The 25,881-nt window shown below is 64.8% G+C and carries 23 protein-coding genes; 13 read left to right on the forward strand and 10 right to left on the reverse strand.

The window, feature by feature from the left end; translation table 11 throughout:
* The first annotated feature begins 177 nt into the window (after positions 1-177).
* From HZZ13_RS30895 to HZZ13_RS30905, 3 genes are all read left to right on the forward strand, one after another.
* Positions 178-1,251 carry an RgsD C-terminal domain-containing protein gene (locus tag HZZ13_RS30895; protein ID WP_197963263.1) on the forward strand — a complete coding sequence of 358 codons (1,074 nt, stop codon included), beginning with the start codon at positions 178-180 and terminating at the stop codon, positions 1,249-1,251.
* Positions 1,252-1,612: 361 nt separating this feature from the next.
* On the forward strand, positions 1,613-1,807 hold the full coding sequence (locus tag HZZ13_RS30900) for a hypothetical protein (RefSeq protein WP_025037121.1): 195 nt from the start codon (positions 1,613-1,615) through the stop codon (positions 1,805-1,807).
* Between the two features lie 985 nt (positions 1,808-2,792).
* On the forward strand, positions 2,793-5,255 hold the full coding sequence (locus HZZ13_RS30905; protein ID WP_197963264.1) for a putative bifunctional diguanylate cyclase/phosphodiesterase: 2,463 nt from the start codon (positions 2,793-2,795) through the stop codon (positions 5,253-5,255).
* Here the strand turns inward: HZZ13_RS30905 and HZZ13_RS30910 are convergent.
* The 3 genes from HZZ13_RS30910 to thrS form a co-directional block, all read right to left on the reverse strand.
* The gene (locus HZZ13_RS30910) at positions 5,241-6,509 is read right to left on the reverse strand and encodes a serine hydrolase domain-containing protein (protein WP_197963265.1); all 1,269 of its coding nucleotides are present in this window, start codon (positions 6,507-6,509) and stop codon (positions 5,241-5,243) included. The two genes, HZZ13_RS30905 and HZZ13_RS30910, sit on opposite strands and share 15 nt — an antisense overlap.
* Before the next feature lie 65 nt (positions 6,510-6,574).
* Positions 6,575-7,138 (reverse strand): nitroreductase family protein, encoded by a 564-nt coding sequence (locus HZZ13_RS30915; RefSeq protein WP_197963266.1) that lies wholly within the window; start codon positions 7,136-7,138, stop codon positions 6,575-6,577.
* Between the two features lie 93 nt (positions 7,139-7,231).
* Positions 7,232-9,274 carry a threonine--tRNA ligase gene (thrS, locus tag HZZ13_RS30920; RefSeq protein WP_197963267.1) on the reverse strand — a complete coding sequence of 681 codons (2,043 nt, stop codon included), beginning with the start codon at positions 9,272-9,274 and terminating at the stop codon, positions 7,232-7,234.
* A gap of 187 nt (positions 9,275-9,461) precedes the next feature.
* Between thrS and HZZ13_RS30925 the strand changes: the two genes are divergently transcribed.
* The 3 genes from HZZ13_RS30925 to HZZ13_RS30935 all read left to right on the forward strand — a co-directional run bounded on the left by HZZ13_RS30925 (position 9,462) and on the right by HZZ13_RS30935 (position 12,859).
* Positions 9,462-10,631: an MFS transporter gene (locus tag HZZ13_RS30925; protein ID WP_197963268.1), complete on the forward strand. Its 1,170-nt coding sequence runs from the start codon at positions 9,462-9,464 to the stop codon at positions 10,629-10,631.
* Between the two features lie 140 nt (positions 10,632-10,771).
* A complete protein-coding gene (locus tag HZZ13_RS30930; RefSeq protein ID WP_197963269.1) occupies positions 10,772-12,352 on the forward strand; it encodes a GGDEF domain-containing protein in 1,581 nt (526 codons plus the stop codon).
* A 105-nt stretch (positions 12,353-12,457) separates the two neighbouring features.
* Complete coding sequence (locus HZZ13_RS30935; RefSeq protein WP_197963270.1) at positions 12,458-12,859, forward strand: hypothetical protein; 402 nt, start codon at positions 12,458-12,460, stop codon at positions 12,857-12,859.
* A gap of 11 nt (positions 12,860-12,870) precedes the next feature.
* Here the strand turns inward: HZZ13_RS30935 and HZZ13_RS30940 are convergent, their stop codons facing one another.
* Complete coding sequence (locus tag HZZ13_RS30940) at positions 12,871-14,193, reverse strand: alpha/beta hydrolase (RefSeq protein WP_197963271.1); 1,323 nt, start codon at positions 14,191-14,193, stop codon at positions 12,871-12,873.
* 359 nt (positions 14,194-14,552) lie between these two features.
* On the opposite strand from HZZ13_RS30940, the gene HZZ13_RS30945 reads away from it, so the two are divergent.
* Positions 14,553-15,917 carry an APC family permease gene (locus HZZ13_RS30945; RefSeq protein WP_197963272.1) on the forward strand — a complete coding sequence of 455 codons (1,365 nt, stop codon included), beginning with the start codon at positions 14,553-14,555 and terminating at the stop codon, positions 15,915-15,917.
* Positions 15,918-15,919: 2 nt separating this feature from the next.
* Positions 15,920-17,134, forward strand: a complete 1,215-nt coding sequence (locus HZZ13_RS30950) for a hypothetical protein (RefSeq protein ID WP_197963273.1) — start codon at positions 15,920-15,922, stop codon at positions 17,132-17,134.
* Here HZZ13_RS30950 and HZZ13_RS30955 read toward each other — a convergent pair whose 3' ends face one another.
* Together HZZ13_RS30955 and yidD are read right to left on the reverse strand one after the other, a co-directional pair.
* A complete protein-coding gene (locus tag HZZ13_RS30955; protein ID WP_197963274.1) occupies positions 17,135-17,341 on the reverse strand; it encodes a hypothetical protein in 207 nt (68 codons plus the stop codon).
* 94 nt (positions 17,342-17,435) lie between these two features.
* The gene (gene yidD, locus HZZ13_RS30960) at positions 17,436-17,774 is read right to left on the reverse strand and encodes a membrane protein insertion efficiency factor YidD (RefSeq protein WP_197963275.1); all 339 of its coding nucleotides are present in this window, start codon (positions 17,772-17,774) and stop codon (positions 17,436-17,438) included.
* A gap of 255 nt (positions 17,775-18,029) precedes the next feature.
* Here yidD and HZZ13_RS30965 point away from each other — a divergent pair, with 255 nt between their 5' ends.
* Entirely contained in the window at positions 18,030-18,923 is an 894-nt protein-coding gene (locus HZZ13_RS30965) for a COG3904 family protein (protein ID WP_197963276.1), read from the forward strand.
* Positions 18,924-18,998: 75 nt separating this feature from the next.
* Here the strand turns inward: HZZ13_RS30965 and HZZ13_RS30970 are convergent, their stop codons facing one another.
* Positions 18,999-19,454: an iron-sulfur cluster assembly scaffold protein gene (locus tag HZZ13_RS30970; protein WP_197963277.1), complete on the reverse strand. Its 456-nt coding sequence runs from the start codon at positions 19,452-19,454 to the stop codon at positions 18,999-19,001.
* Between the two features lie 254 nt (positions 19,455-19,708).
* Between HZZ13_RS30970 and folE the strand changes: the two genes are divergently transcribed.
* The 4 genes from folE to HZZ13_RS30990 all read left to right on the forward strand — a co-directional run bounded on the left by folE (position 19,709) and on the right by HZZ13_RS30990 (position 23,540).
* A complete protein-coding gene (folE, locus tag HZZ13_RS30975; RefSeq protein WP_197963278.1) occupies positions 19,709-20,401 on the forward strand; it encodes a GTP cyclohydrolase I FolE in 693 nt (230 codons plus the stop codon).
* A 26-nt stretch (positions 20,402-20,427) separates the two neighbouring features.
* Entirely contained in the window at positions 20,428-20,850 is a 423-nt protein-coding gene (hisI, locus tag HZZ13_RS30980) for a phosphoribosyl-AMP cyclohydrolase (protein WP_197963279.1), read from the forward strand.
* Positions 20,851-21,067: 217 nt separating this feature from the next.
* On the forward strand, positions 21,068-22,087 hold the full coding sequence (locus tag HZZ13_RS30985; RefSeq protein WP_246504623.1) for a lytic transglycosylase domain-containing protein: 1,020 nt from the start codon (positions 21,068-21,070) through the stop codon (positions 22,085-22,087).
* 277 nt (positions 22,088-22,364) lie between these two features.
* Complete coding sequence (locus HZZ13_RS30990; RefSeq protein ID WP_197963281.1) at positions 22,365-23,540, forward strand: DUF2336 domain-containing protein; 1,176 nt, start codon at positions 22,365-22,367, stop codon at positions 23,538-23,540.
* 122 nt (positions 23,541-23,662) lie between these two features.
* Here the strand turns inward: HZZ13_RS30990 and HZZ13_RS30995 are convergent, their stop codons facing one another.
* The 3 genes from HZZ13_RS30995 to HZZ13_RS31005 all read right to left on the reverse strand — a co-directional run bounded on the left by HZZ13_RS30995 (position 23,663) and on the right by HZZ13_RS31005 (position 25,697).
* Positions 23,663-24,241 (reverse strand): Hpt domain-containing protein, encoded by a 579-nt coding sequence (locus tag HZZ13_RS30995; protein ID WP_197963282.1) that lies wholly within the window; start codon positions 24,239-24,241, stop codon positions 23,663-23,665.
* 28 nt (positions 24,242-24,269) lie between these two features.
* Positions 24,270-24,815, reverse strand: coding sequence for a response regulator (locus HZZ13_RS31000; protein WP_008549760.1), 546 nt, complete (start codon positions 24,813-24,815; stop codon positions 24,270-24,272).
* 102 nt (positions 24,816-24,917) lie between these two features.
* Complete coding sequence (locus HZZ13_RS31005; RefSeq protein ID WP_197963283.1) at positions 24,918-25,697, reverse strand: NAD kinase; 780 nt, start codon at positions 25,695-25,697, stop codon at positions 24,918-24,920.
* Positions 25,698-25,881: the final 184 nt, after the last annotated feature.

Here is a 25,881-nt window from a genome sequence, read left to right on the forward strand (position 1 = left end):
GCGCGAAGCATTGGTTTATGCCGCTTTGGAAAGGGCACAGGGCAGGAATATAGCGAGGAGCGGTTGCTTCCGTACTAATCACGGGGCGTCAAGCCGGTTCCACCGAAGTCTCAGGGCCGTATTTCGTGGGGTTTCAGAGGCTTGAATTTGCCGCGTTTTCGGTGAAAAGCAAACAGCATGACACGCGGGGGTGACGGCATCAGCGGATGGCGGCGCAGCGGCAGGCTGCTGCCGGCGCTGATCCTTGGCGCCTGTCTCCTGGTTTCCGGCCGAAACGCCGCCCAGGCGCAGCTTTTCTCGGATCGCCCGCCGCCGGTGCCGCCGGCCTCGGTGCCCGACCCAGGTAGCGCCGTCAGCCTGGCGCCGCCCTCCGGGCCGGGCGCGGGACCCCCAAGCCTGCCGCCGACGCTGATGCAGCCGGCGACCCCGAGCACGCCGCCGCCCGCGGTCTCGACCGTGCCACCGGCCGCCCCGCTGAATGCGGCCGTGCCCGGACAGGGCGTGCTGTCGCTGACGGCGAAATACGGCAAGGACTCGGCGCCGATCACCAGCGGCCTGGTCTGGCGCGTGTTTGCCGACCGGCCCGACGAGAACGGCACCTTCAAGCTGATCCGCGAGGATCGCAGCGGGACGCCGAACATCGTGCTGCCGCCCGGCAATTATGTCGTCCACGTCGCCTTCGGCCTCGTCAGCGCGGTGCGCACCGTCAGCCTGAAGTCCGAGACCAATCGCGAATCCTTCGTGCTTCCGGCCGGCGGCCTGCGCATCGAGGGCCGCGTCGGCACCAGCCGCATTCCGCAGAACCAGATCTCGTTCGCGATCTACAAGGGCAGCCAGTTCGAGGCGGGCGAGCGCGCATCCCTGGTGCCGAACGTCGCCGCCGGCGACGTCGTGCTGATCCCGGAGGGCACCTATTACATCGTCTCCAACTACGGCGATGCCAATTCGGTGGTGCGCTCGGACATCCGCGTCCAGGCCGGCAAGCTCACCGATGTCACCATCACCCACCGCGCCGCCGTCATCACGCTCAAGCTGGTCAGCGACAGGGGCGGCGAGGCGCTCGCCAACACCGCATGGTCGGTGCTGACCCCGGGCGGCGACGTCATCAAGGAATCGATCGGCGCGTTCCCGCGCGTCGTGCTGTCCGAAGGCGAGTACCGCGCCATCGCCAAGAACGAGGGCAAGGTCTACGAGCGTGGATTCAACGTCGTCAACGGCGTCGACGGCGAAGTCGAAGTCATCGCGCGCTAAGGCCCTCGGCGAGAGGCTCCGGCACGACGATTCTCATCGCGCGCACGGATGTGCGTCTTCTATTACCGTTACCTTCAGCGGGTTTCTGCCAAGTAACCTTCCGCCGCTTCTCTGTGTTCCAATCTTGGATACTGGTAGCTTCATCAACCGCATGCAGGGGCTAGGAAACACCGGCGGCATCGGCTCATTCCAGCAGCGGCGCGTCTCGCTCACGACCGTGGACGATATGTATTTTTGATAATCAATTTTATTCTCTTTCCATCCTGCTGCGCTATATGTCTGGCGCCCGTCTAACGGGGAAGGCCGGAGCAGGCGCATGCCTTGCAAGGACCGGCAGGGAGCAGGGGACCAGGCTCGTCGCATGTTCGAAGTGATCCTCACCAGGCGCAAGCGGTTCGGCTGGCGGTGGCAGGTATGCGACCAGTCCGGCAAGATATTTGCCGACGGTTTCGAGCGCACGCGTCCGTCCGCCAAATATCAAGGCGAGCGCGCGTTGTTCTTCCTGCTGTCCCAGGCCTATTTGCGCAACCGCTCGGCGGCCTCCAGCGAGGATTAGTGGGGCGCACGGCCACAAGACCTTGCGTTGCCTGACAGGCAAAACACCCAGGCGGTCGGTCAAGACATGCCGCGAAAATATTCCACTTTACCGAAATTCGGAAATATCGTATGTGTTGCGGCAACCCGGCCCAAGGAAGAGGGGCGTATCGCGATCGTCACGAACGCGGGCCGGGCGGCGGTGGACGCTGATGGCGTTGGCGCGAAAGGGTTTGCAGGGCGGGCAACCGTGAGCAAAGACCTCGCGCATACGACCGGTGCCATCGGCGTACGGCAAAATCGTGTGGTCCTGGCGCCCGGGGTCTGTGCGCCAAGTCTTGCGGTGATGTGGCGGCCCAACCGGGCGGTACGCGTCAGCCATCCGCAAGGCGACGGGGGCAATAGTGCATCGCTCCCCGGGGAGAGCACGACATAAGCCGTAAAGCCACTGCGCAGGGAAGGCCGGATGTTTGGCTTCACCTGTATGCCGCTGTGCAAATTCTTCGTCGCCACCTTTCGCACAGTGGACCGTGGGTGCCCGGCCGGCACCCGGTCTTCCCTGCGCCCTTTTCCCAGAGGGCGAAGCCAAAAGGCAGAGCTCGGGCGAGATGCGCCGCGAGGATGCGAAAGCGTGTCTGCAGGATTGTAGGATGGATAGAGTGCAGCGAAACCCATCACCTTTCGTCTGCGGGGAAGCATGATGGGTTTCGCCTCCCCGGCGATGCGAAGCATCGTCCGGTTTGGCGGTGCGCTGCAGAGCCGGGGCCCATGCAGCAGCGAGCACGTCGCCTCCTGGGTCCCGGCTCTGCGCCGCAACGCTTCCGCGTTGCATCGCGTCCGGGACACGAGAGCACCTTCGCGCAACTGTCACAGTCTCTAACGCCCACTAACCAACACCTGACTTAAAACTGTCATAATCACTGAATGGAACCCGCGCCTGCGCGCTTTTTACACGTCGTTAAGCGCGCCTGCATTGGATGCGGCGGGAAAGTGCGTTGGGGACTACAATGACTGCCGCGAAGAAGATGCCGGGAAAATCGGCCGCCGAAATGTTCGACGACATCCCGGTGCTTCAGCGCAAATGGCGTGCGGCGTTGAAGCCGGGCGAGCGGCTGCCGCGCTACGAGGACGTGATGCTCGGCAGCCTCGGGCGGCTCGCCGACCACATCGCGCTGCTCAAGAACGACGGCGTGCTCGAGCTGTCGCGCAGCGGACGTTACGTGCAGAAATGGCTCGGCGAGGAGCGCTGGGACATTCCGGTCGCCGAACTCTCGCCGGACTGCGCCACAGCGCTGTCGGAAGCGGCGGCGAGCGCGCTTGCCACCGGACGGCCGCACCAGGCGAGCGCGCATTGCGTGCGCGACGGCATGGTCAGAACCTACGACGTGCTGGCGCTGCCGACCTCCTCGCGCTGGGGCGCGACGCTGATCGGCGCCTATGTCAACGAGCGCGGCGCGCAATACAATCTCCTCGACGCCATCTTTTCCGCAACCGACGACGCGGTGGTCTCCTTGGCGACGCTGCGCGATGCCGCCGGCAAGCCGTTCGACCTTCAGATCGTACACCACAACAAGAGCGCGGGCGAGCTGCTGAAGGTTGCGGGCGGAAGCCTGTTGTGGCGGCGGATCAGCGAGGGCAGCACCCTGCTGGCCTTGCCCGAGGTGATGGAATTCCTGCTCAAGGCCGTGTCGGGCGGCCGCGGCGAGCAGCTCGAGATCGAGAGCGCGGGGCGCTACCTCAGGCTCAGCGCCACCGCCTTCGCCGACGTGGTCTCGATGACCATCTCCGACGTCACTGTCTTGAAGCGGCGCGATGCTTCGTTCCGCCTCCTGTTCGACAACAACCCAATGCCGATGTGGGTGTTCGACGCGGAGACCAAGGCGTTCCTCAGCGTCAACGACGCCGCGGTCCAGCACTACGGCTACAGCCGTGCGACCTTCCTGCGCATGAAGCTGCACGAGATCTGGCCGGAGGACGAGTGGGACAGCCACGCCGCGTCGCTGGAGCGCCTCGGCGATGCCTACCATTCCTCGCGCAACTGGCGACACTTGCGCGCCGACGGCAGCGAGATCGAGGTGCTCACCTTCGGCCGTCGCGTCCCCTTCGACGAGCGCGACGGCTATCTGGTGGCGGTGGTCGACATCACAGAACGGCGCAAGGCCGAAGCGCGCATCGCCTATATGGCGCATCATGACGGGCTCACCGACCTGCCGAACCGCGAATACTTCCAGGAGCGGCTGAAGCAGGCGCTGGACCAGGCCGCGGGAAAAAGGGTCGGCGTGCTCTACATCGATCTCGACCTGTTCAAGAACATCAACGATTCCTTCGGTCATCCGGTGGGCGATCGCCTGTTGAAGCAGGTCGCCGAGCGCCTGACCAAAGCGGTCCGCGGCAGCAATCTCGCCGCGCGGCTCGGCGGCGACGAGTTCGCCGTCATCCTGGCTGCCGACGTCTCGCCGAACGAGGCCAGCGCCTGCGCGTCCCTGCTGATCGACATGCTGAAGGCGCCATACGACGTCGACGGACAGGAGATGGTGATCGGCGCCAGCATCGGCATCGCGCTGTCGCCGGGCGACGGCACGACGCCGGAAGAGTTGATGCGCAATGTCGACATGGCGCTGTACCGGGCCAAGGCCGACGGCGGCGGCGTGCACCACTTCTTCGAACGCGAGATGGACCTCCAGGCGCAGAGGCGCCGCGACATGGAGCTGGATCTGCGCCGGGCGTTCGCCAACGGCGAGTTCGAGCTGCATTATCAGCCGCTGGTGTCGATCGCCTCCGACCGCATCTCCGGCTTCGAGTCGCTGCTGCGCTGGCGTCATCCGGACAAGGGCATGATCTCGCCCGCGGAGTTCATACCCGTCGCCGAAGACATCGGCCTGATCACCCAGCTCGGCGAATGGGTGCTGCGCGAAGCCTGCACCGAGGCGGTGAAATGGCCCCTCGACGTCAAGGTCGCCGTCAACCTGTCGCCGGCGCAATTCCGCAGCCGCAACCTGGTCCAGGTCGTGATCTCGGCCCTGGCGCAGTCCGGCCTGTCGCCGAAGCGGCTCGAGCTCGAGATCACCGAGTCGATCTTCCTGGCCGAGACCGATGCCAATGTCGCCACCCTGCACCAATTGCGCGAGCTCGGCGTCGGCATTTCCATGGACGATTTCGGCACCGGCTATTCGAGCCTGAGCTATCTCCGCAGCTTTCCTTTCGACAAGATCAAGATCGACCGCTCCTTCGTCAAGGATCTGGCGCAGCGGCCCGACTGCGGTGCGATCGTGCGCGCGATCTCGGGTTTGGGGCGCAGCCTCAACATCACCACGACCGCCGAGGGCGTGGAGACCGAGGATCAGCTCGACTGGCTGCGCGCCGAAGGCTGCAACGAGGTGCAGGGATTTCTGTTCAGCGCCGCGCGGCCCGCGGCCGAGATCGGAAAGCTCCTCGCCGATTTCGGCCAGCGCACCTCACGGGCGGCGTAGTTCGGGCGGATAGCAATCGTAGACCAGCGCCTTGAACGCGGGCGTGATGCGGCCGCGCTCGTTCTGGGTCTGCTGCATCATGAGGTAGACCATGTCGAGCTTGGGATCGACGCCGAAATAGGTGCCGCTCCCTGAGTCCCATTTCAACTCGCCGAGCGAGCCCGGCGGCGGCGGTTTCGCATTGCCGGGGTCGGTGCGCACCGCAAGGCCGTAGCCATAGCCGAAGCCGTCGCCCGGGAAATAGAAATAGTCGCGTCCGACGCCGGAGCCCGGCCCGATGTGATCGGTCGTCATGGCCTTGAACGCGGCGGGGCTGAGATAGCGTCTGCCCTCGAACTCGCCGCCGTTGAGCAGCATCTGCGCGAAGCGCTGATAGTCGGTGATGGTCGAGAGCAGGCCGCCGCCGCCGGACTGCCATTCCGGGTGGTCCAGGCGGTCGCGCTCGCCGGCGAGCAGGATGAAGTCGTTCGGCAGCGGCCGCGCCATCCGCGCCAGCTCGTCCTCGGTCGCGAGCACGAATTTGGTGCTGTTCATGCCGAGCGGATCGAAGATGCGTGCTTTCAGGAAGTCGTACAGCGTCTGGCTAGATACGATCTCGATGACGCTGCCGAGCACGTCGGTGGAATGGCCGTAGCGCCACAGCGTTCCAGGCTGACGCGCCAGCGGCAGTTCGGCGATTCGATCGGCGAATTGCCTGTTGTTGAAGTGGCCCTTGAATATGTTGGCGGCCCTGTAGGCGTGCTCGACCCATTCGCTGCCGATGTAATCGTAGCTGATGCCCGAAGTATGCCGCAGCAGATCCTCGATGTTGACGGGGCGGTCCGGTGGGTCGAGGTCGAGCTCGACCGTGCCGTTGGGCAGGGTCACACCGCGGCCCACCTTGGTCCCGGCGAACAGCGGGACGTATTTCGACACGGGGTCGGTCAGCGCAAGCTTGCCCTCGTCGATCAGCATCATCGCGCCAAGGCACGTGATCGGCTTGGTCATGGAGTGGATGGCGAAGATCGTGTCGGGCGTCATCGCAAGGCCCGTCCTGGTGTCGCGCACGCCGAAGCACTGCAGATAGACCGGATTGCCGTGCTGCTGAACGAGGATCACCGCGCCCGGCAGGCGGCCGCTTGCCACCTCGTTGTCGAAGAACGCCGTGATGCGGTCGAGCCCCTCGGGCGAGGGGGCGGGGACGTCCGCGGCCCGGCTTCGCGCCATCGTGCCGGCGAGCATCGCGGCCCCGACCAGAAATTCACGGCGTCTCATCCGCACCTTCCTTCCGCGGTGGGATCAAAGCCGCAAGACGCGCGAGGCGTCAACACAACATCGATTTAAAATCGCGTCACGATGTCTGAAAGCGACGGTCGCGGACGGTCCTCGCTCGGCTTGGTCGGCTTGCCCACGTGAATGAAGCCGGCGAGCTTCTCATCCGGCTTGAGACCGAGGCCGTCGAGCACGTCGCGGTCGAACGCGAACCAGCCGGTCAGCCAGCAGGCGCCGTAGCCGAGCGCGGTCGCGGCCGTGACGATGTTCATGGCACTGGCGCCCGCCGACAATTCCTGCTCGAACGCCGGCACCTTCGGATGCGGCTTGGTGAAGCTGACGATGCCGATCACCAGCGGCGCATCCATCAGGCGCCTGCGCTCGGCCTCGACATCGGCCGCCGGCGCGCCCGGATTCTTCCTGGCGAAGACCCGCGCGATCACTTCGCCGGCCCGTGCCCGGGCCTCGCCCTCGAAGATGATGAAGCGCCACGGCGCGAGCTTGCCGTGATCGGGCACCCGCGCCCCGATGGTGAGGATCGTCTCGAGCTCGGCCGCCGACGGGCCGGGCCCCGTCATCTCGCGCGGCTTGACCGAGCGGCGGGTCTTCAGGAGTTCGATGGCGTCGGGCACTGCGATGTCCTCTTCAAATGGTCAGCGGGCGTGCCATGCCGAGATAAGCATGCACGCCCGCAACCGGAAGCGAATTTAGATCGATTTCAGGGATCAGACCAACCCGCGCATCCGCCGGATATCCGGCGGGGTGGCCTCGTCGACCAGGGCGGCGATCGCATCAGTGGTCGTCATCACCTTTTGGCCGTCGCTGCCGAGCCGGCGGACCGAGACCGAATGCGTCTCGGCCTCTTTCTTGCCGACCACGAGCAGGGCGGGGATCTTGGCCAGCGAGTGCTCGCGGACCTTGTAGTTGATCTTTTCGTTGCGCAGGTCGATCTCCGCCCGCAGCCCGGCGCGCCGCGCCTGCTCCAGCACCACCTTGGCGTAGTCGTCGCCTTCCGAGGTAATGGTGGTGACCACCGCCTGCACCGGCGAAAGCCAGAGCGGGAAGTTGCCCGCGTAGTGCTCGATCAGGATGCCGATATAGCGCTCCATCGAGCCGCAGATCGCGCGGTGCACCATCACCGGCGGTTTCTTGCCGCCGTCATGGTCGATGTAGAATGCGCCGAACCGCTCCGGCAGGTTGAAGTCGACCTGCGTGGTGCCGCACTGCCAGTCGCGACCGATGGCATCGCGCAGAACGTACTCGAACTTCGGTCCGTAGAAGGCGCCTTCGCCCGGATTGATCTCGGTCTTGATGTGATTGTTCTGCGACTGGATCTCGCGCAGCACCGTCGCCATCACGCGTTCGGCGTGATCCCACATCGCATCGGTGCCGACGCGTTTCTCCGGCCGGGTCGAGAGCTTCACCGTGAGGTCGCCGGTGAAGCCGAAATCGGCATAGGTCGACAGGATGAGATCGTTGATCTTCAGGCACTCCTCGGCGAGTTGGTCCTCGGTGCAGAAGATGTGCGCGTCGTCCTGGGTGAAGCCGCGCACGCGCATCAGCCCGTGCATGGCGCCTGAGGGCTCGTAGCGATGCACCACGCCGAACTCGGCGAGGCGGAGCGGCAGGTCGCGGTAGCTCTTCAGGCCGTGCTTGAAGATCTGCACGTGGCCCGGGCAGTTCATCGGCTTCAGCGCAAACCAGCGCTTGTCCTCGGCCTCGTCGCCGGCCGATTGCGCCGCGAACATGTTCTCGCGGTACCAGCCCCAATGGCCCGAGGTCTCCCACAAGACCTTGTCCAGGATCTGCGGCGCGTTGACCTCGTTGTAGTCGCCGGAGAGGCGCCGGCGCATATAGGCGATCAGCTGCTGGAAGATGGTCCAGCCCTTCGGGTGCCAGAACACGACGCCCGGACCTTCCTCCTGGAAGTGGAAGAGGTCGAGCTCGCGCCCGAGCTTGCGATGGTCGCGCTTCTCGGCTTCCTCGATCTGCTTGAGGTAGGCGTCGAGGTCCTCCTGCTTGGCGAACGCGGTGCCGTAGATGCGGGTCAGCATCGGGTTGTTGGAATCGCCGCGCCAATAGGCGCCGGCCACCTTCATCAGCTTGAAGGCGTTGCCTACCTTGCCGGTCGAGGTCATATGGGGGCCGCGGCACAGGTCGAACCAGTCGCCCTGGTAGTAGATCTTGATCGGCTCGTTGCCGGGAATGGCGTCGACCAGCTCGACCTTGAAGGCCTCGCCCTTGTCGCGGAACACCTGCTTGGTCTTTTCGCGGTCCCAGACTTCCTTGGTGAAGGGCTTGTCGCGCGCGATGATCTCGCGCATCTTCTTCTCGATCGCGGCAAAGTCCTCCGGCGTGAACGGCTCGTTGCGGAAGAAGTCGTAATAGAAGCCGTTCTCGATCACGGGGCCGATCGTGACCTGAGTTCCCGGCCACAGCGTCTGTACGGCTTCCGCCAGCACGTGCGCGCAGTCGTGGCGGATCAGCTCGAGCGCCTCCGGCTCGTCGCGCGAGATCAGCCTGAGCTTCGCATCGGCCTCGATGGGATCGTTGAGATCGGTGAGCACACCGTCGAGCGCCATTGCGACCGTGCGCTTGGCCAGCGACGGCGAGATGCCCTTGGCGATATCGAAGCCAGTGATGCCCTTGTCGAACTGGCGCTTGGCGCCGTCGGGGAAGGTGAGGGTGACTTTGGCAGCGGGGGTCACAGGCTTCAAATTGGAGAGGCTGTACTGGAAGCCGGACTCGGATTTGGGCTGGTCGGACATTGCTTTTCTCCTGGGGCTCACTCCTGCGAACGAGCGCAGGTAAGCGGGAACGAGCGATATATCAGGCGATTCGGCCTGCGCAATCCGGCATTTCAAAGAAAGCGGCGCGCAAAACCCGTGGCGGAGCCCGCAACTATTTGACGTTGTACCCTTTAACCCGTCGCAAACCGCCGCTACATGCGTTTGCATGAAAAGCGCCCCAGCCGCCGGCCGTTTCGCGCCAACTGCCCTGATGCTCGGCAATCTCGTGACCGGCTGCTCGGTCTTGGCGCCGGCGGGCATGCTGCCGGAATTGTCGGCGGGGCTTGGGATCAGCATCCACGCGGCCGGGCTCCTGATCACCTTCGGCGCGGTGACGCTGTGCGTGGGCTCGCCGCTGACGGCGTGGCTGACCAGCCGCATCGAACGGCGGACCCTGCTCGCCACCACGCTGGCGGTGCTCGCACTCGGCAATCTCGCCTCCGCGTTTGCGCCCGATTACACCAGCCTGCTGATCATTCGCCTCGCGATGCTCGCAGTCGGCGCGCTCTACACGCCGCAGGCCGCCGGTACCGCTGCGCTGATCGTGCCGGCGGAACGGCGCGGCAGCACTATTGCGTACATCTTCCTCGGCTGGTCGCTCGCAGCCGCCCTCGGCCTGCCGCTGATCACCTTCATCGCCAGCCGCTACGGCTGGCGCGCGGCCTACGGCGGGGTCGGCGCGCTCGGCTGCGTCAGCTTGCTGCTGTTGCTGCTGCGTCTGCCGGCGGGCCTGCAGGGCGCACCGGTCGATTTGAAGACATGGGCTGCCGTCGGCCGAAGCAGGACGATCCTGCTGCTGCTTGCGATCACGATGCTGCAAATGTCGGGGCAGTTCGTCGTTTTCACCTATATGGGGCCGCTGCTCAACAAGCTCACCGGCGCCGGTCCCGATGCGATCGGCTCGGTCTTCGCGCTGTACGGGATCTGCGGCTTCCTCGGCGTCGTCGTCGCGACCCGCATCGTCGACACCTCGGGACCCTATCGCACCTCGTTGCTGTTCATCTGCCTGCTGCTTGCCGGGATGAGCGGCTGGGCCCTCGGTGCAGGCTCGCTCGTCGTGATGGCGGGCGCGGTCGCGATCTGGGGCCTCGGCTTTGCCTCGACCAATTCGATGCAGCAGGTGCGGCTGGTCGCGGCTGCGCCGCCGCTGGCATCGGCCACCGTCGCGCTCAACACGTCCGTTCTCTATATCGGCCAAGCGGTCGGCTCCGCGGTCGGCGGGCTGCTGTTCGCCCGCGAGCTCCTGCACGCGCTCGGCTTCGTCGCGGTGGGCTTCGTCGTCGCGGCGCTTGTTCTCGTGGTCCTGACCCGGCCGCAATCGGCGGCTACAGCATAGTTTCAGTCCGAACAAGCCGGCATGCATCAAATTTGATTCGATCCGCTCACCGATTTTGAACCAGCACCAAGACAATCGTGTCGTTGCTTAATCTCGTTGAATCCAACGACCCTAAATAATCAGGTCGGAGGTGTGATCGCATGGCTGCGACGGTGACGATCCGGCTGCGGGAGCTGTTCTGGAGGCGTGGGCCCGGCCAGGCGCGCGCACGGGTTTCCGCGACCGCGGCAGGCTCGCATCATCGGCTCACCGTCCCGGTGCTGTTGCTGGCGCTGGGTTTTTCCGCGTTGTGCGGCTGGGTCTTGTGGCAGGCGCGCCGCGCAACCGAGGCCCGCGCCGTCGAAGTTGCAACCAGCGTTGTCAATTCGCTCAGCAGTGACATCGAACGCAATATTGAGCTCCTAAACCTGTCGCTCGAAGCTGTGGTCGAAGGCGTGCGGCTTCCGGGGCTTGCAGGCCTCGAGCCGATGATGCAGCGGCGCGTGCTGTTCGACAATTCTCTTACGGCCCGCGGCGTGACATCCATTCTCGTGACCGACGAGACCGGCCGCGTGATGATGGATTCCAAGCGCATCAACCCGCCGCACCTCAACATTTCTGACCGCGATTTCTTCCAGGTCCACAGGGATCGTCCGTTGTTGGGATCGTTCGTTAGCCGCCCATTCGTGTCCCGCACCAACAACCGGCCGATGATTGCGGTGAGCCGGCGGATTACACATGAGGACGGCTCCTTCGGCGGCATCGTGGTCGGCGCCCTCCTGCAGGATTATTTCAAGGAGCTGTTCAAATCCGTCGCGCTCGGTGCGCAGGGCACGGTGACCCTTGCCCGCATCGACGGGACTGTGCTGATGCGCTGGCCCTATAAAGAGGATTTCATCGGCAGCGATCTGAGCCGTGCTGCCTTGTTCAACCACTTTCCACGCGCGCCAAGCGGCCATTATCAATCAACGGCGATATCTGACGGCGTCAAGCGGCTGTTCGTCTATTCCCAGGTCGGCGCTTTGCCACTGGTCATCGTGATTGGCCAATCGGTCGAGGATATCTTCGCCCCCTGGTGGAAGCAGGCGCTCGCCACAGGTGCGCTAGTCGGGGTCCTGTGCGCGCTGACGATCGTGCTGACGGCGTTGTTGCGTCGCGAATTGATCAGGCGAACCCTGGCGGAGAAGAAGCTGACAGTGCTCGCCGCCACCGATGGGCTCACAGGGCTGGCTAACCGGCGACATTTCAACCGGACGCTCGCCAGCGAGTGGCGGCGCGTCATGCGCAAGCGCGCTCCCGCTGCGTTGCTAATGATCGATCTCGACAATTTCAAGCAGTACAATGACAGGCATGGACACCCGGCCGGGGATACCTTGCTCCGGAAGATCGCAGTAGCCATCGCCAAACAGGCCAAGCGGCCTTCCGATCTCGGCGCCCGCCTTGGCGGGGACGAATTTGCGCTCCTGCTGCCCGACACAACACTTTCCGACGCCGCAGATCTTGCCGAGCGGCTGCGCGCGGATTGGCTACTCGAGGGCGAAAGGCGCGACAGCGGCGTAGGGCTGAGCATCGGGATTGCCTGTCTCGTTCCGGCCCTCGGTGCGAGCCCGGAAGACCTTATTGTCGCTGCGGACAAGGCGCTCTATCGCGCCAAACGGTTCGGTCGTGATCGCATTGAGTTGGCCGACATAGAGGCCGGCAGTCTCGCCCCCGACGAGACGGAGATGGTGCCGAGCAAATAGAGGGTAGGCGATCGCCTCGCGAGCCTGCGGAGACAGCGGAGGCTTGGCAAACCGCGCAAGAGAGCGCTAGAACTCCTACGGTGGGACCAATGAGAGTTGACTGAGATGAGGATGATTTTGGCGGTTGTCGCGGTGCTATATACGGCCGCCGCTTTCGCGCAAACCGACAAGCCGCCGATGGTGGGGGACAAGCCGCTGGTGCAGGTCAAGCCCAAGGGGACCAAAGCGGGGACCAAAGCGGGAACCACGGAGGCAGCGGCCAAGCCCGCCGCGGCCGCGAAGGGCAAGCCGCAGTCGGTGGCCGTCCGCCTCCAGGCCTGCCTCGAGATCGACGACGGCACCAAGGATCGCCTCAACTGCTACGACGCGGTGATCCCGCCGGCGCCGAAGCCGAAGCCGGCCAAGGCCAAGGGCTACGCCGACTGCCGCTTCATCAAAGAAGAGGACGAGCGGCTGGCCTGCTTCAACGGCTTTGCCGAGAGCATTCCGAAGCTGCCCAAGACCTGATACTTGCCCGGCTAATTTGTGGCGGCGACGCGCGTGAGCGCGAGCGACGGCGTTGCCGCCATCTTCACCAACACGTCCTTGAGCGGATCGCGCGTCCAGGCGCGCGTGACATAGTCGCGATGGGTGATCCCCTCGCCGGTCTCCACGAACACCACGCTGCCGGGTCGTAGCGGCCCGTCCATGTCCTCGGCGACGTCGATGCCCTTCTGGCGGATCATGCTCATCAGCTCGCGGTCGCGCCGCGCCGTGTAGCGGGTGTAGGCGCTGACGAAGAAGCCGGAACGGTGGTTCTCGATCCAGGACGCGAACTTGTCCATCTCGCCATAGACGGCATCGAGCAGCACCACGCCGCGCACGCGGTCGCTGATGCCGCCGACCTCGAGGCTCCAGGCCGTCGGCAGGAAGCCGCCGCTATAGCCGACGATCACGATCGGCATGTTGGCGAAGGCGCGCGCGCTGTTGGGATCGCCGGTGAGCCGGGCCAGATGAGTCGCCGATTCTTCCATAAAGCGCTTGAAGCCCCCAGGCTGCCAGAATTTTCCGGCGCTGGAATCGGCGGCGTCGACCGCCATCTGCGGCGCAAGCAGAATCGCATTGGCGCCGGAATCGGTGACCTGTTTCGGCACCATCTGCCGGTCGCGGACGTCGCGCTCGAGCGTCGCGCCATTGCCGTGGAAGAACACCACGATCACGCCCGGCTTGCGCAGGTCGAAATGCTCGGGCACGTGCACCAGCACGCGGCTGTCGCTGTAGGTCTCGTCCTGCCAGTAGACGCGCCCTGAATAGCTGCGGTGGCCGCGGCGGTCGCCCTTGGAAATGTTGAGGAAGGGCGCGTCGGAGGCGGGGTTGTTGCCGAAATAGGGAAAGGCCGACGACTTCATGCTGACGAGTGTCGTCAGATCCTCGCGGGCGGGGCGCTTGTACGGGACTTGCGGCTCGAGAGAGGCTACCTTGTAGGGCGGCGCCTGCTCCGGTATTTGTCGCTGGACGGCGCTCTTGGGCGAGAAGTCCGACATCTGTCGTTGCAAGAAGCTTTCACTCGCCGAGGGAAAGCGCTCCCTAAACTGCGGGGCCGGAAAGCGATCCTCGAACGTGTCGCCGCTTGCCACGCGCGAGTTCGACGTCTGCGAATTGGTCTTGGCGACCAACTGCACATTCGCCTGGGAGTTCGCCGCCAGCGCCGCCGGATCCGGCGCTTTGCCGCATTGAACCAGCGTCAGCGACAACGGCACCAAGACTGAGATCAAACCGGCCCGGCGCGCACGATCATGCCGACCGGACGGCATCCGATCGGCATGATCATCAGCTCTCAGTTTAGGAGCGGCCCCGGCCATCCACCCATGACCCCAAAGTCACGACCCAAGTCTTAGGTCCCAAGTCTTGCGTCCCAAGTCACACGTCCATCGACAATCTTGAGATAATTGAGCCGACGGGCGTTTAGGCGACGTTAAGCGTCCGGAGAAACTTCCCCACATCCGGAACGCTCAAAAGGACCATGCAATCGTGTCCTGATTGTGGGGAAGGGGAACGGGCAATTCCGGGCAAATCCAGGATATCGTCCAAACAGACGTGCGGGCGGTGGTCTGGTACCTACTTCCGTTGCCTCATTTAACCCTTGTTAACCCTGCTTGAATTGACTGGGCCAAAGTGCACGATGGGCCACGAGGCGAAGCGCCTGAGGTTAAGGACCCCGATGACGGCATCAGATGCGGGTACCCCGCCCTGGACGGACCGGCTGACCGGGAGGGGCGGGGTCTCCGTGCCGGTCGCCACCGCCATCGTCGTGGCCGACATGATCGGGGTCGGCGTCTTCACCAGCCTGGGCTTCCAGGTCAAGGATATCCCGTCCGGTTTCTCGATCCTGCTGCTCTGGACGGTTGGCGGCATCGTCGCGCTGTGCGGTGTGTTCGCGTACAGTGAGTTGGGCGCGATGTTTCCGCGCTCGAGCGGCGAGTACAATTTCCTCGGCCGCGCCTATCACCCGGCCTTCGGCTTCCTCGCCGGCTGGGTGTCGGCCACGGTCGGCTTCGCGGCGCCGGTCGCGCTCGCCGCGATGGCGTTCGGGGAATATGCCAAATCGGTCGTGCCCGATCTGCCGGCGATTCCGCTCGCCATCGGCGTCGTGTGGCTGGTTTCGCTCGTGCAACTGACCGGCGTCAGGCACTCATCCACATTCCAGCTGATCTCGACCGTCCTCAAGGTCGTGCTGATCGTCGCCTTCCTGGTCGCCGGCTTCGTCATCGCCGTGCCGCAGCCGATCACCTTCGCGCCGCAGCCGGGCGATATCGCCCACATCGTCAGCGCGCCCTTCGCGATCGGGCTCGTCTTCGTGATGTATTCGTTCTCGGGCTGGAATGCCGCGACCTACATCATCGGCGAGATGAAGACGCCGCAACGGAGCCTGCCGCGCGCGCTGCTCGCGGGCACGCTGATCGTGCTCGTGCTGTACGTCGCGCTGAACGCGGTATTTCTCCATTCGACGCGGGTCAGCGCGCTCGCCGGCCAGCTCGACGTCGCCAGTGTCGCCGGCACCGCCATCTTCGGTAGTCTCGGCGGCCGGATCGTCGGCGCCATGATTTGCTTCGGCCTGATCTCTTCGATCAGTGCGATGATGTGGATCGGCCCGCGGGTGATGATGACGATGGGGGAGGACATTCCCGTCTTGCGCGTCTTCTCCAAGCGGTCGGAAAGCGGCGCGCCGGCCTATGCCATCCTGTTCCAACTGGCCGTTGCCAATCTTCTGCTGTTCACGCGCAGCTTCGAGGCGGTGCTCGACTTCATCCAGTTCGCGCTGCTGTTCTGCTCGTTCTTCACGGTCGCCGGCGTCATCAAGCTGCGGATCACCGATCCCGATCTGCCGCGGCCCTATCGCACCTGGGGATACCCGTTCACGCCGCTCGTTTTCCTGCTCGTGACCGCGTTCATGATGTACTACCTTCTGACGGAGCGGCCGGTTCAGTCGCTGTCGGGAATGCTCGTCATGCTCTCCGGCCTTTTGATTTACGCTGTTTTCCGCAGGCGGCCCGTCGCCGCTGCCGCATCGCCACATCGCGAATAGACATGTTCCGCCCCCTGAGAATTGCGGCCGTTGCCTTCGCCCTCCTGGCCGCGGCCGTCTCGTCAGCGCGTGCCGCAGACGTCTCTTTCGACGACACGGCGCGCTTCCTTGCGGGCATGCAACCTTCGGCGGACTCGCCGCTGGTGCCGCTCACCAGGGAACCGGCCTGGCAGCGTCACGCCAAATTCTTCGACGGCGCGTTCGCTCAGCTCGAGCAGCGGCAGCTCTCGAAGATCCGCAGCTGGGCCGACGTCAATCTGGCCGCACCCCGGCCCACCATGTTCTACCTGTTCAGCGGCCCCGATTTCCTCTACGCCAACGCCTTCTATTCCAAGGCCAGCACCTACGTGCTCGGCGCGCTGGAGCCGGTCGGCGCGGTGCCCGATTTGACGCGACTGCCGCGCGGTTCGGTCGGCGCTGCGCTCTACAACGTCGAACGCTCGCTCGGCTCGATCCTGAGCTTCTCCTTCTTCATCACCAAGCAGATGAAGGTCGACCTGCACGCCAACCAGGTCAACGGCACCTTGCCGATCCTCTATGTCTTCCTCGCCCGCTCCGGCAAGACCATCCGCAACGTCGAGATGGTCGCGCTCGACGACAAGGGCGGGCTGCATCTCGGCGACGACAATCCCGGACGAAACGCGACGCGCGGCGTCCGCATCAGCTTCGCCGGCAGCGACGGGGAAACGCGCACGCTGTATTATTTCTCGACCGACCTCTCCAATTCCGGCGCACGTGCCGCGGGCTTCCTGAAATTCTGCGAGACGCTCGGGCCCGGCAACAGCCTGATCAAGAGTGCGTCCTACCTGTTGCACTCCGGCAATTTCACCGTCGCACGCGACTGGTTGCTCGCCAACAGTGCGACCATCATCCAGGACGATTCCGGCATTCCGCTCGCGAACTACAATGCGCGGCAATGGCGGTTCTTCCCGTTCGGCCGCTATCTCGGTCCCATCGACGAATTTCCGGGCCGCTATCAGGAGCGCTACGCCGAGCTGTTCACGCGCGCCCAGCCGATCGATTTCGGCGTCGGCTATCGCTGGCGCATGCATGAATCGAATTTGCTGCTGGCGGTGAAGGTGCCGGGCAGCGAGACCGCACCGGCTGCGGAGGCCACTTCGGCCGCCGAGCCTGTGCCAAAGCCGCCGCGCCCGAAGCGGCTACGACCGCCGGAGTCGGTCCCGCCGTCACAGGGACGTTTTTTCTGGTTCCGGTGATCACCAATGCACGCTCTGGCTTGGCACGATGAACGTCGTCGTGCTCGGCTGTGTGGCAAGGCTCCTCGCCAGGTACCAGCCGGAGCCGAGGACGAGTGCGAGCAAAGCGATGATGGCAAGCAGGTCGATGGTTCTCGGATCGTGTGCCCTATGATCGAGATTCGGGCCAGGCTTGACGTGAAAATGCGGGCTGATTTTCCAGCGCATTATTGCTTCCTCCCGTGGGGAGCATCAAAACAACGCGGGCGTAAAGTCGAAGGTTCCGGTCAGGGCGGCGCGGCTCAGAGCACCGCGCTAAACGTCAGGATGCATTGACTCCGCGCCAGCGGCCATAGCGCCAGGGCAGATACCAGCGTGCGCCTTTGGGCGCGGTGAGAGGCACGTTGTCGATCCCGGACGTGCCGAAGGGATTGCAGCGGAGCAGGCGCGCGAGCGTCATCCAGCCGCCGGCCCAGAGCCCGAACCGTTCGATCGCCTCATCGCCATAGGCGGAGCAGGTCGGCAGGTGCCGGCAATTGTAACCCACCAGCGGTGACAGCGTGTGGCGATACAGCCAGATCAACGCACGGCCGAATCTGCGCGGCAGCCGGAGCGCACCATCGACGGAACTGGAACGGTGCTGGCAGGCTGAATGCTTCATGTGCGCTTTGCCGCTACCTTGAGCGGAATGTTGCATGGTTCCGGGGCAGGGAACTGTAAGCTGTTGTTTCTATGCCATATTTTGCCTGCTTTTTGGGAGCAGTGCAGCAAGTATCTGTGGACGAACTGTATTCGCCCGGATACCATTTTTATGACGGCCGTGTGTAGAAACATACGCCTGTATGATGGACTCAGATTGCGCTACCGGGGATTGTTTGGGGACCTTGGGGCTTTGGGGCTTGGGGAAGGAACCAGATTGAGACTTCTGAACTCCCTTCATCTTCGCGGCTGGTTGCTGGTGGGAACCGCCGTTTGTGGAGTCGCGCTGGCTGGCGCCGTCGCGACATTCGGATCGTCGGCCCGCGCCGGCGCTGCCCTCGAAGAGCGCAAGCTGCCGATGAAGTTCAGCTGGGTCGCCTGTGAGCCGAACTGCCGCGGCTGGATCAGCGCGGTCGGCATCATCACGGCCGATACGCCCAAAGACTTCGAAGAGTTTTCGCGCGGACGCCAGCTCGGCGGCGCCACCGTGGTGCTCGATTCCAGCGGCGGTTCCGTCAATGACGCGATCACGCTCGGCCGACGTTTCCGCAATCTCGGGCTTTTGACCACGGTCGGTGTAAGCCTCCGTGGCGGCCCATCGACGCGTCCGGCGGTCGCGCCGGGAGCCTATTGCGAATCGATGTGCGTGTTCCTGCTGCTGGCCGGCAAGAAGCGCTACGTGCCGGAAGCCGCCCATGTCCGGGTTCACCAGATCTGGATGGGCGACCGCGCCGACGATGCCAAGGCGGCGAGCTACAACGCGCAGGACCTGATGATCGTGGAGCGCGACATCGGCCGCCTCGCCAAATACACCTTCGACATGGGTGGCGCCGGGGACCTGCTGTCGCTTGCGCTCAGCGTCCCGCCCTGGGAGGACTTGCACGAGCTCGACGCCGGCGAACTCAAGCTCACCAATCTGGTCACGACCGATCTCGTGGCTGACGTGCTCCCGCACGTGGACATCTCGGCGCCGGCAATGGCGGAGCTTGCACGGAAGACGCAGGCCAGGTTCGGCGTGGAACCGGAGCAGGCCTCCAAGTCGACCAAGACGGCGGAAGCCGTGCCAACCGGTAGCGTTGCCACGCCGGCTGCGACGGCGCAGCAGAAGTAAGATTTCTACTCCCGGTGCGCAATTGCGCACCAAGGTTCGCGCTGCACGCGTCCCGGAATGCCATCGAAGGAAAGTTCAGCCTTGCGCTGCGGCCGGCTGTTTGATTTTGGCCTCGATCTGGCCGATGGCATCAACCACGGCATCGAAGGTGAGAAGCGTCGAGGCATGGCGCGCCTTGTAGTCGCGGACTGGCTCGAGGAACTTGATCTCCTCCCATTTGCCTTGAGGAGGCGCACCATTCTCCTTCAGCATCTTGCGAACGGTTTCGCGTAACTCACGGAGTTCGCTCGCAGTCGAGCCGACCACGTGACTTGCCATGATGGATGAAGAGGCCTGGCCCAAGGCGCAGGCCTTCACGTCATGGGCGAAGTCGGTGACAGTGTCCCCGTTCATCTTGAGATCGACCTTCACGGTCGAGCCGCACAGCTTGGAATGGGCGGTCGCGGACGCATCGGGGTCCGACAACCGTCCGAGGCGCGGAATATTCCCGGCCAGCTCGATGATCCGCTTGTTGTAAATGTCGTTCAGCATGTCATGGAGTCCAACACGTCCACACCCGTTTCCGGGCCGGGTCGGCCTTGGCGGGCGCCGCCCACGGTCCTATATAGGGGCGGAACTGGTGGAAAAACAGTCCAGCGGTGCGGGTGGCGGTGATCCAGATCTGTGCTGCCGGCGTTGTGACCTCGGGACTTTTGCACCGAAATTGTTCTGTTCAGGCGTCCGGCGGCTTGGCCGCCCCGTCTGCCGGTGACACTCCGGCCGTTAGGCCGTCGAACGGAGTCGATATGGACGCAGCAATCAAATCCATCCGCCCGGGCAAGCCCTCTGACCGGCAGCACGAGAGCCGCCCGGCCGAGCTCGATCCTGCCGAATTCCTCACTGCCGCCGTCCGCGCCGACCAGCCGCGCCCCGCGCGCGCCGAGGCGGAAGCGGCGGTGAAGACGCTGCTCGCCTATATCGGCGAGAACACCGAGCGCGAGGGCCTGCTCGACACGCCACGCCGCGTCGTCGAGGCTTTCGACGAGCTCTATCAGGGCTACCACCAGTGCCCGGCCGAGGTGCTCGACCGCACCTTCGGCGAGACGGCGGGCTATGACGATTTCGTGCTGGTGCGCGACATCGAGTTCACCTCGCAATGCGAGCATCACATGATGCCGTTCTACGGCAAGGCGCACATCGCCTATACGCCGGTGGAGCGCGTCGTCGGCCTGTCCAAGCTTGCCCGCTTGACCGACATCTTCGCCCGCCGGCTCCAGACCCAGGAGCACCTGACCGCGCAGATCGCCGCCGCGATCGACGAGGTCCTCAAGCCTCGCGGTGTTGCCGTGCTGATCGAGGCCGAGCATACCTGCATGTCGGTGCGCGGCGTCTCCAAGCATGGCGCCTCCACCTTCACCAGCCGTTTCACCGGCATGTTCCGCGACAATCCGGCGGAGCAGGCCCGTTTCCTGTCCCTGGTGCGAGGCGCGACGCGCTGACCTCGCGAAAACCGGCGAGAGTTACTGTGTCCGCTCACTCCCATGAGATCGAGGAGGGCCTCACCTTCCTGCCCAAGTTCGATGCCGCTGGCCTCGTGACGGTCGTCGCCACCGACGTCGCTACCGGCGACGTGCTCATGGTCGCGCACATGAACGACGAGGCGTTGCGCAAGACGATTGCGACCGGCGAAGCCTGGTACTTCAGCCGCTCGCGCAATGCCCTGTGGCGAAAAGGTGAGACGTCGGGTCAGACCCAGCGCGTCGTCGAAATGCGCACCGATTGCGATCAGGATGCGGTCTGGATCCGCGTCGAGCAGATCGGTGCGGCCTGCCATACCGGCCGGCGGTCGTGCTTCTATCGCAAGGTCGAGGCCGAGGGCGGAGGAGCCAGGCTGGTCTTTACCGGGGCCGAGCGGCTGTTCGATCCGAACGACGTTTACAAGAAGTAGCAGCCTGTCATTCCGGGGCGCGCGGAGAGCGCGAGCCCGGAATCCATCGCAAGGCATCACGCGCAGCTCAATGGATTCCGGGCCCATCGCTTCGCGATGCCCCGGAACGACGAGGGCAGCCGAATTAACCCCGCCTTAACCATACCTGTCCCACGGTAAGACGACGGGCGCCGAATTGCCGGCGTCGTTCAGCGCCGCGCGGGGCGGGCACTCCATCATGTCGATCGACAATTTCAGTGCCACGCAGACGGCCGGCCTTGATCCGTCGCGGGCGCGTGTCGCCGGTGCGATCAAGCAGGCCTCGAACATCACGGGTGTCAGCTTCCAGTACATGCTGACCACCGCCAAGATGGAATCGGATTTCGATCCGACGGCGGGAGCCACCACCTCGTCCGCGCACGGACTCTACCAGTTCATCGACCAGACCTGGCTCGGTACAGTGAAGGAGGCCGGCGCCCAGCTCGGCTATGGCAGCTACGCCGACGCCATCACCAGGACGTCATCGGGCACCTACACCGTCGAGGATCCCGTCAAGAAGCGGTCGATCATGAAGCTGCGCGACGACCCCGAAGCCGCTTCCGCCATGGCGGCGGCATTGACGCAGTCCAACAGCTTCAAGCTCACCGGTTTGCTCGGGCGGAGGCCGAGCGACAGCGAGCTCTACATGGCGCATTTCATGGGCGTTGGCGGCGCCGCAAAGCTCATTGCCAACGCCGAGGACAATCCGCAAGCCGTCGGCGCGCGGCTGTTTCCCAACGCGGCGGCCGCCAACCGCTCGATCTTCTACGCCAAGGATGGCCGCGCCCGCAGTGTCTCCGAGGTTTATTCGGTGCTGGACGCCCGCTATGCCAGCGCCGCGAATTCAAGGGTGACCCGCAGCGCGATGGCGATGTATGGCGGCACGCCCTCGACCACGCAGGTCGCGAGTGCCAATGCGGTCGTGCCCACTGCGCCTATCGTGGACAACGCCGCCTATCTCCAGACCTTCCCGAATAGCCGCACAGTGACGCCCGTCAGCGCGACGTCGTCGGCACAGGTCGCGGACAATGCGGCGAGCACGCCGGTGTTTCGTTCGATCTATCAACCCGGCGATGCCACACAGCCGGTCTCGACCACAGTGCAGAAATTATGGGGCAACAAGGCCTCGCTGACCTCGGTCGCCGCAGTGACGCCGGACGTGCGGCCGCCGCAACCGCTCGATCTCTTCAGTGATCGCAGCGGCACGTTCTCGAGCTAGTCTCCGCGCCGTGTCCCGGACAAGGCGCAGCGCGCAAGCGGTGCGCCGCAGAGCCGAGACCCAGCCTGCATACAAAGAATGGGCCCCGGCTCAGCAGCGCATCACTGCGTGCTGCGCCGCGTCCGGGGCACGTGCGGCACGCACCTTTGTTCCCTTAACAAATCATCAATGAAACCAGCCAGTTATGGTGAACGCTTTGTTAAGCGTCGTGGTTTATTTTGTGTTGCAGGTGACGAGCCGTCATCGTTCTTCGTTTGTTGTGTAAGCCGGAAGCAGCATGATTGTTCGGCAGTTCATTCATTGGATCAGGACGGCGCCCGCAGGCGAGCGGGCCGAGGCAACGCGGGCGCTGGCCCGGGCCTGGCTGATCTCGGACCTTTCTGCAGACGACCGCATCGCCGCCGAAGGCGCGCTTCTGATGCTGCTCGACGATCCCTCGCCGCTGGTGCGGCAGGCGATGGCCGAAGCCTTTGCCCGCAGCCTTGACGCGCCGGGCGCAATCGTGCGGGCGCTGTCCGCCGATCAGCCCACGGTCGCGTTGCCGGTGCTCGAACATTCCCCGCTCCTGATCGACGCCGATCTCGTCGACATCGTCGCGACCGGCAGCGAGGAGGTGCAATGCGCGGTGGCCCGCCGCATCGCATTGCCGGTGTCGGTGTGCGCCGCGATCGCCGAAGTCGGCTGCGCGGCTGCCGCGCTGGAGCTGATCGAGAATCCCCACGCCGAACTCGCCCCGTTCTCCTGGGACCGGATCGTCGAGCGTCACGGCCATCTCGCTGCGATCCGCGAGGCGATGCTGGTGCTGGAGGATCTGCCGGCCGCAACGCGTGCGGCGCTGGTGGCAAAGCTCTCCGAGACGCTCGCGCAATTCGTCGTGGCGCGGAACTGGCTGAGCGCCGACCGCGCTGACCGCATCGCCATCGAGGCGCGCGACCGCTCCACCATGAACATCGCTGCGCGCTCGCGCGGCGATGACATGCAGGGCCTGGTCCGGCATTTGCGCATCACCGGCCAGCTGACCGCGGGCCTGATCCTGCGCGCGCTGCTGTCGGGCAATCTCGACCTGTTCGAGGCGGCACTCGCCGAGCTCGCCGATCTGCCGCTGGCGCGCGTCTCGGCGCTGCTGCACGACCGCGGCGGCAACAGCGTGCACGCGCTGCTCCGTCGCGCCGGGCTTCCGGAGGCGACGTTTGCAGCGTTCCAGGTCGCGCTCGATGCCTGCCACGAGCAGGGCTTCGTCGATAGCGACGACGGCGCGGTGCGGCTGCGCCGGCGCATGGTCGAACGCGTGCTCACCCATTGCGAGACCGATCGCGGCGCGACCGAGCCGCTGATGGTCCTGCTGCGCCGCTTCGCCACCGAATCCGCGCGCGAAGAGGCACGGCTGTTCTGCGACGAGCTGGTCGCGGACGATGCGATCGATCCTGTGTACGACGATCTGATCGCCGCATAACAAGATGCCGCAGGGTGGGCAAAGGCGCGAAGCGCCGTGCCCACAATCTATCAGCGCAGCTGATGTCGATTGGTGGGCACGCTCCGCTTTGCCCACCCTGCGATAGTTTGCGCGCGGCGAAACTACTCGCCCGGCGCAATGTTCGGGGACAGGATCATCTCGAGATGCTCGGGGCGGTCGCGGTTGACATGGGCAAGATAATCGTCGGCGACCTTGCGCAGGCGGCGGCTGAGCTCGGCCGAGACGCTGATCCTGTCCAGCCTGGTGTTCTCGTGCACGATGGCGAGAATGGCGTTGATGTGGTGCGTGAACAGCTCGGCCGGCACCTTGTCCAGGTCAGGCGCGTGCTCGATGACGCGGCACAGGCTTTCAGCGATGCCTGCTGCTGAAGCAAAGCCGAAGGTCGCCGCATCGCCCTTGATGTCGTGCGCGGCGTGAAACAGCTCGTCGCGCGTTTTCTTCGTGAAGCCGTCCTTCTGCACGGCCGTCCAGGCGGCGGACAGTCGCTGGACCTCGATCGCCATCCAGTCCTTGAACTCGCCGGAGAGGCTCGCGAGCGCCTGCTCGGCGCGGCCGACCGGGTCGTCCAGGTCTTTTTCTTCGACACGGCGCAGGACCTTGCGCAGCGGATTGGGCTGCGTGATGACCTGGTGTGTGGCGAAGGCCTTGACCTCGATGTCCTTTGCGCTGTTCTTCGCCATGATGCCTGCCTCGTCCGAAGAGGTTGCGCTAGATGGAGGAGCGGGCCTTGTCGAGCAGCGAGGGCTGCTGCAGCACCTCGTGCTTTTCGCCGACGCGGCGCTCCGGGCCCATATAGGCGGAGTTGGTGTTGCGGCGCCGGTCGGGGCCGAAATAGGTCTTGGTCTTGATGAAGGGGCGGGGATTGGCGACGACGTTGAGGATGCGCTGATAGAGCCCCTTGGCCGAGATCGGCTTGGCCAGAAATTCGGTGACGCCGGCATCGCGCGCGACGGTGACGCGACGTTTCTCCGAATGTCCGGTCAGCATGATGATGGGGGCGTAGGGATTGCCCTTGGATTCCGGCTGGCGGATCATCTGCGCGAGCTCGAGCCCGTCGAAGATCGGCATGGCCCAGTCGGTGATGACGATGTCGGGCACGTAATGGCTGTACATTTCGAGCGCCGTGGCGCCGTCCTCGGCCTCATAGACCTCGCGCGCGCCGAACGAATGCAGCAGCGTCCGCAGGATGCGGCGCATGTGCGGATTGTCGTCGCAGACGAGGAAGCGCAGCTTGTTGAAGTCGATACGGAACATGACGCCCGGGCCAGAAGCGGGTCAACCTTCGTTAACCATATCGTGCCGGGAGTTAACGAAGGGTTGCGGCCAGGCCTGAGGCGGTGTCGCAGGGCAGGCGGTTCAGTACCCGAACTGCTCGCGCAGGATGCGCTCTTCCAGGCTGTGACCGGGGTCGAACAGCATCCGCATCGCGATGGTCTTGTCGGAGAGCACCTCGACGCGGCGGACGTCGCGCACCTCGTCGTGGTCGGCAACGGCGGCCACGGGCCGCTTCTCGTCCTCCAGCACCTCGATCACGACATAGGCCGTGTTGGGCAGCAGCGCGCCGCGCCAGCGACGCGGACGGAAGGCGCTGATCGGGGTCAGCGCCAGCAGCGCGGCGTTGATCGGCAGGATCGGTCCTTGGGCGGAGAGGTTGTAGGCCGTCGAGCCGGCCGGCGTCGCCACCATGATGCCGTCCGCGATCAGCTCGGACATGCGCTCGCGCTCGTCGATCAGGATCCTCAAGCGCGCGGCCTGGTAGGTCTGCCGGAACAGGGCAACCTCGTTGATGGCGTGGTGCAGATGAACGCGGTCATTGACGTCGGTCGCGCGCATCAGGAGGGGATTGATCTCGGATTCGTGGGCCGCCTCGAGCCGGGCGCGCAGATCGTGCGTCGAATACTCGTTCATCAGGAAGCCGACGGTGCCGCGATGCATGCCGTAGATCGGCTTTCCCGTGCGCATGTTCCGATGCAGCGTCTGCAGCATCAGGCCGTCACCGCCGAGCGCGACGACCACGTCGGCCTCGTCAGGGTCGCAATTGCCATAGTCGCTGGTCAGCTGGCCAAAGGCGACCTGCGCCTCGTTGCTCGGGCTGGCGACGAAGGCGATCCGGTCGTATCGCGAAGGCTTGGTCATGGCGTCTCGGCAGGGCCGCCTTGCTGGAGAAAAGGTTCCGCCGGGCTCGTCTATACGAGGTGGGGCTGCATTGTCGAGGATGACCGCCCTCCAAAGCTAACGGAGATGGTCCAACCGGACTTAAGCATAGAACCGGGCAATTTGAACCTGGTTGGCCGCTTCAGGCTTCGCACGGCCAATGATT

This window comes from Bradyrhizobium agreste (assembly GCF_016031625.1).
Classification (GTDB): domain Bacteria; phylum Pseudomonadota; class Alphaproteobacteria; order Rhizobiales; family Xanthobacteraceae; genus Bradyrhizobium; species Bradyrhizobium agreste.

Bases quoted from the DNA above. Each gene is read 5' to 3' on its own strand.
- HZZ13_RS30970 (WP_197963277.1), bottom strand. From the start codon at position 19,454: ATGCTGAACGACATTTACAACAAGCGGATCATCGAGCTGGCCGGGAAT.
- HZZ13_RS30955 (WP_197963274.1), bottom strand. From the start codon at position 17,341: ATGCGCTGGAAAATCAGCCCGCATTTTCACGTCAAGCCTGGCCCGAAT.
- HZZ13_RS30950 (WP_197963273.1), top strand. From the start codon at position 15,920: ATGTTCCGCCCCCTGAGAATTGCGGCCGTTGCCTTCGCCCTCCTGGCC.
- HZZ13_RS30945 (WP_197963272.1), top strand. From the start codon at position 14,553: ATGACGGCATCAGATGCGGGTACCCCGCCCTGGACGGACCGGCTGACC.
- HZZ13_RS30940 (WP_197963271.1), bottom strand. From the start codon at position 14,193: ATGGCCGGGGCCGCTCCTAAACTGAGAGCTGATGATCATGCCGATCGG.
- HZZ13_RS30930 (WP_197963269.1), top strand. From the start codon at position 10,772: ATGGCTGCGACGGTGACGATCCGGCTGCGGGAGCTGTTCTGGAGGCGT.
- HZZ13_RS30935 (WP_197963270.1), top strand. From the start codon at position 12,458: ATGAGGATGATTTTGGCGGTTGTCGCGGTGCTATATACGGCCGCCGCT.
- HZZ13_RS30900 (WP_025037121.1), top strand. From the start codon at position 1,613: ATGTTCGAAGTGATCCTCACCAGGCGCAAGCGGTTCGGCTGGCGGTGG.
- thrS (WP_197963267.1), bottom strand. From the start codon at position 9,274: ATGTCCGACCAGCCCAAATCCGAGTCCGGCTTCCAGTACAGCCTCTCC.
- HZZ13_RS30895 (WP_197963263.1), top strand. From the start codon at position 178: ATGACACGCGGGGGTGACGGCATCAGCGGATGGCGGCGCAGCGGCAGG.
- yidD (WP_197963275.1), bottom strand. From the start codon at position 17,774: ATGAAGCATTCAGCCTGCCAGCACCGTTCCAGTTCCGTCGATGGTGCG.
- HZZ13_RS30990 (WP_197963281.1), top strand. From the start codon at position 22,365: ATGATTGTTCGGCAGTTCATTCATTGGATCAGGACGGCGCCCGCAGGC.
- HZZ13_RS30910 (WP_197963265.1), bottom strand. From the start codon at position 6,509: ATGAGACGCCGTGAATTTCTGGTCGGGGCCGCGATGCTCGCCGGCACG.
- HZZ13_RS30985 (WP_246504623.1), top strand. From the start codon at position 21,068: ATGTCGATCGACAATTTCAGTGCCACGCAGACGGCCGGCCTTGATCCG.
- HZZ13_RS30925 (WP_197963268.1), top strand. From the start codon at position 9,462: ATGAAAAGCGCCCCAGCCGCCGGCCGTTTCGCGCCAACTGCCCTGATG.
- HZZ13_RS31000 (WP_008549760.1), bottom strand. From the start codon at position 24,815: ATGTTCCGTATCGACTTCAACAAGCTGCGCTTCCTCGTCTGCGACGAC.
- HZZ13_RS30905 (WP_197963264.1), top strand. From the start codon at position 2,793: ATGACTGCCGCGAAGAAGATGCCGGGAAAATCGGCCGCCGAAATGTTC.
- HZZ13_RS30995 (WP_197963282.1), bottom strand. From the start codon at position 24,241: ATGGCGAAGAACAGCGCAAAGGACATCGAGGTCAAGGCCTTCGCCACA.
- folE (WP_197963278.1), top strand. From the start codon at position 19,709: ATGGACGCAGCAATCAAATCCATCCGCCCGGGCAAGCCCTCTGACCGG.
- HZZ13_RS31005 (WP_197963283.1), bottom strand. From the start codon at position 25,697: ATGACCAAGCCTTCGCGATACGACCGGATCGCCTTCGTCGCCAGCCCG.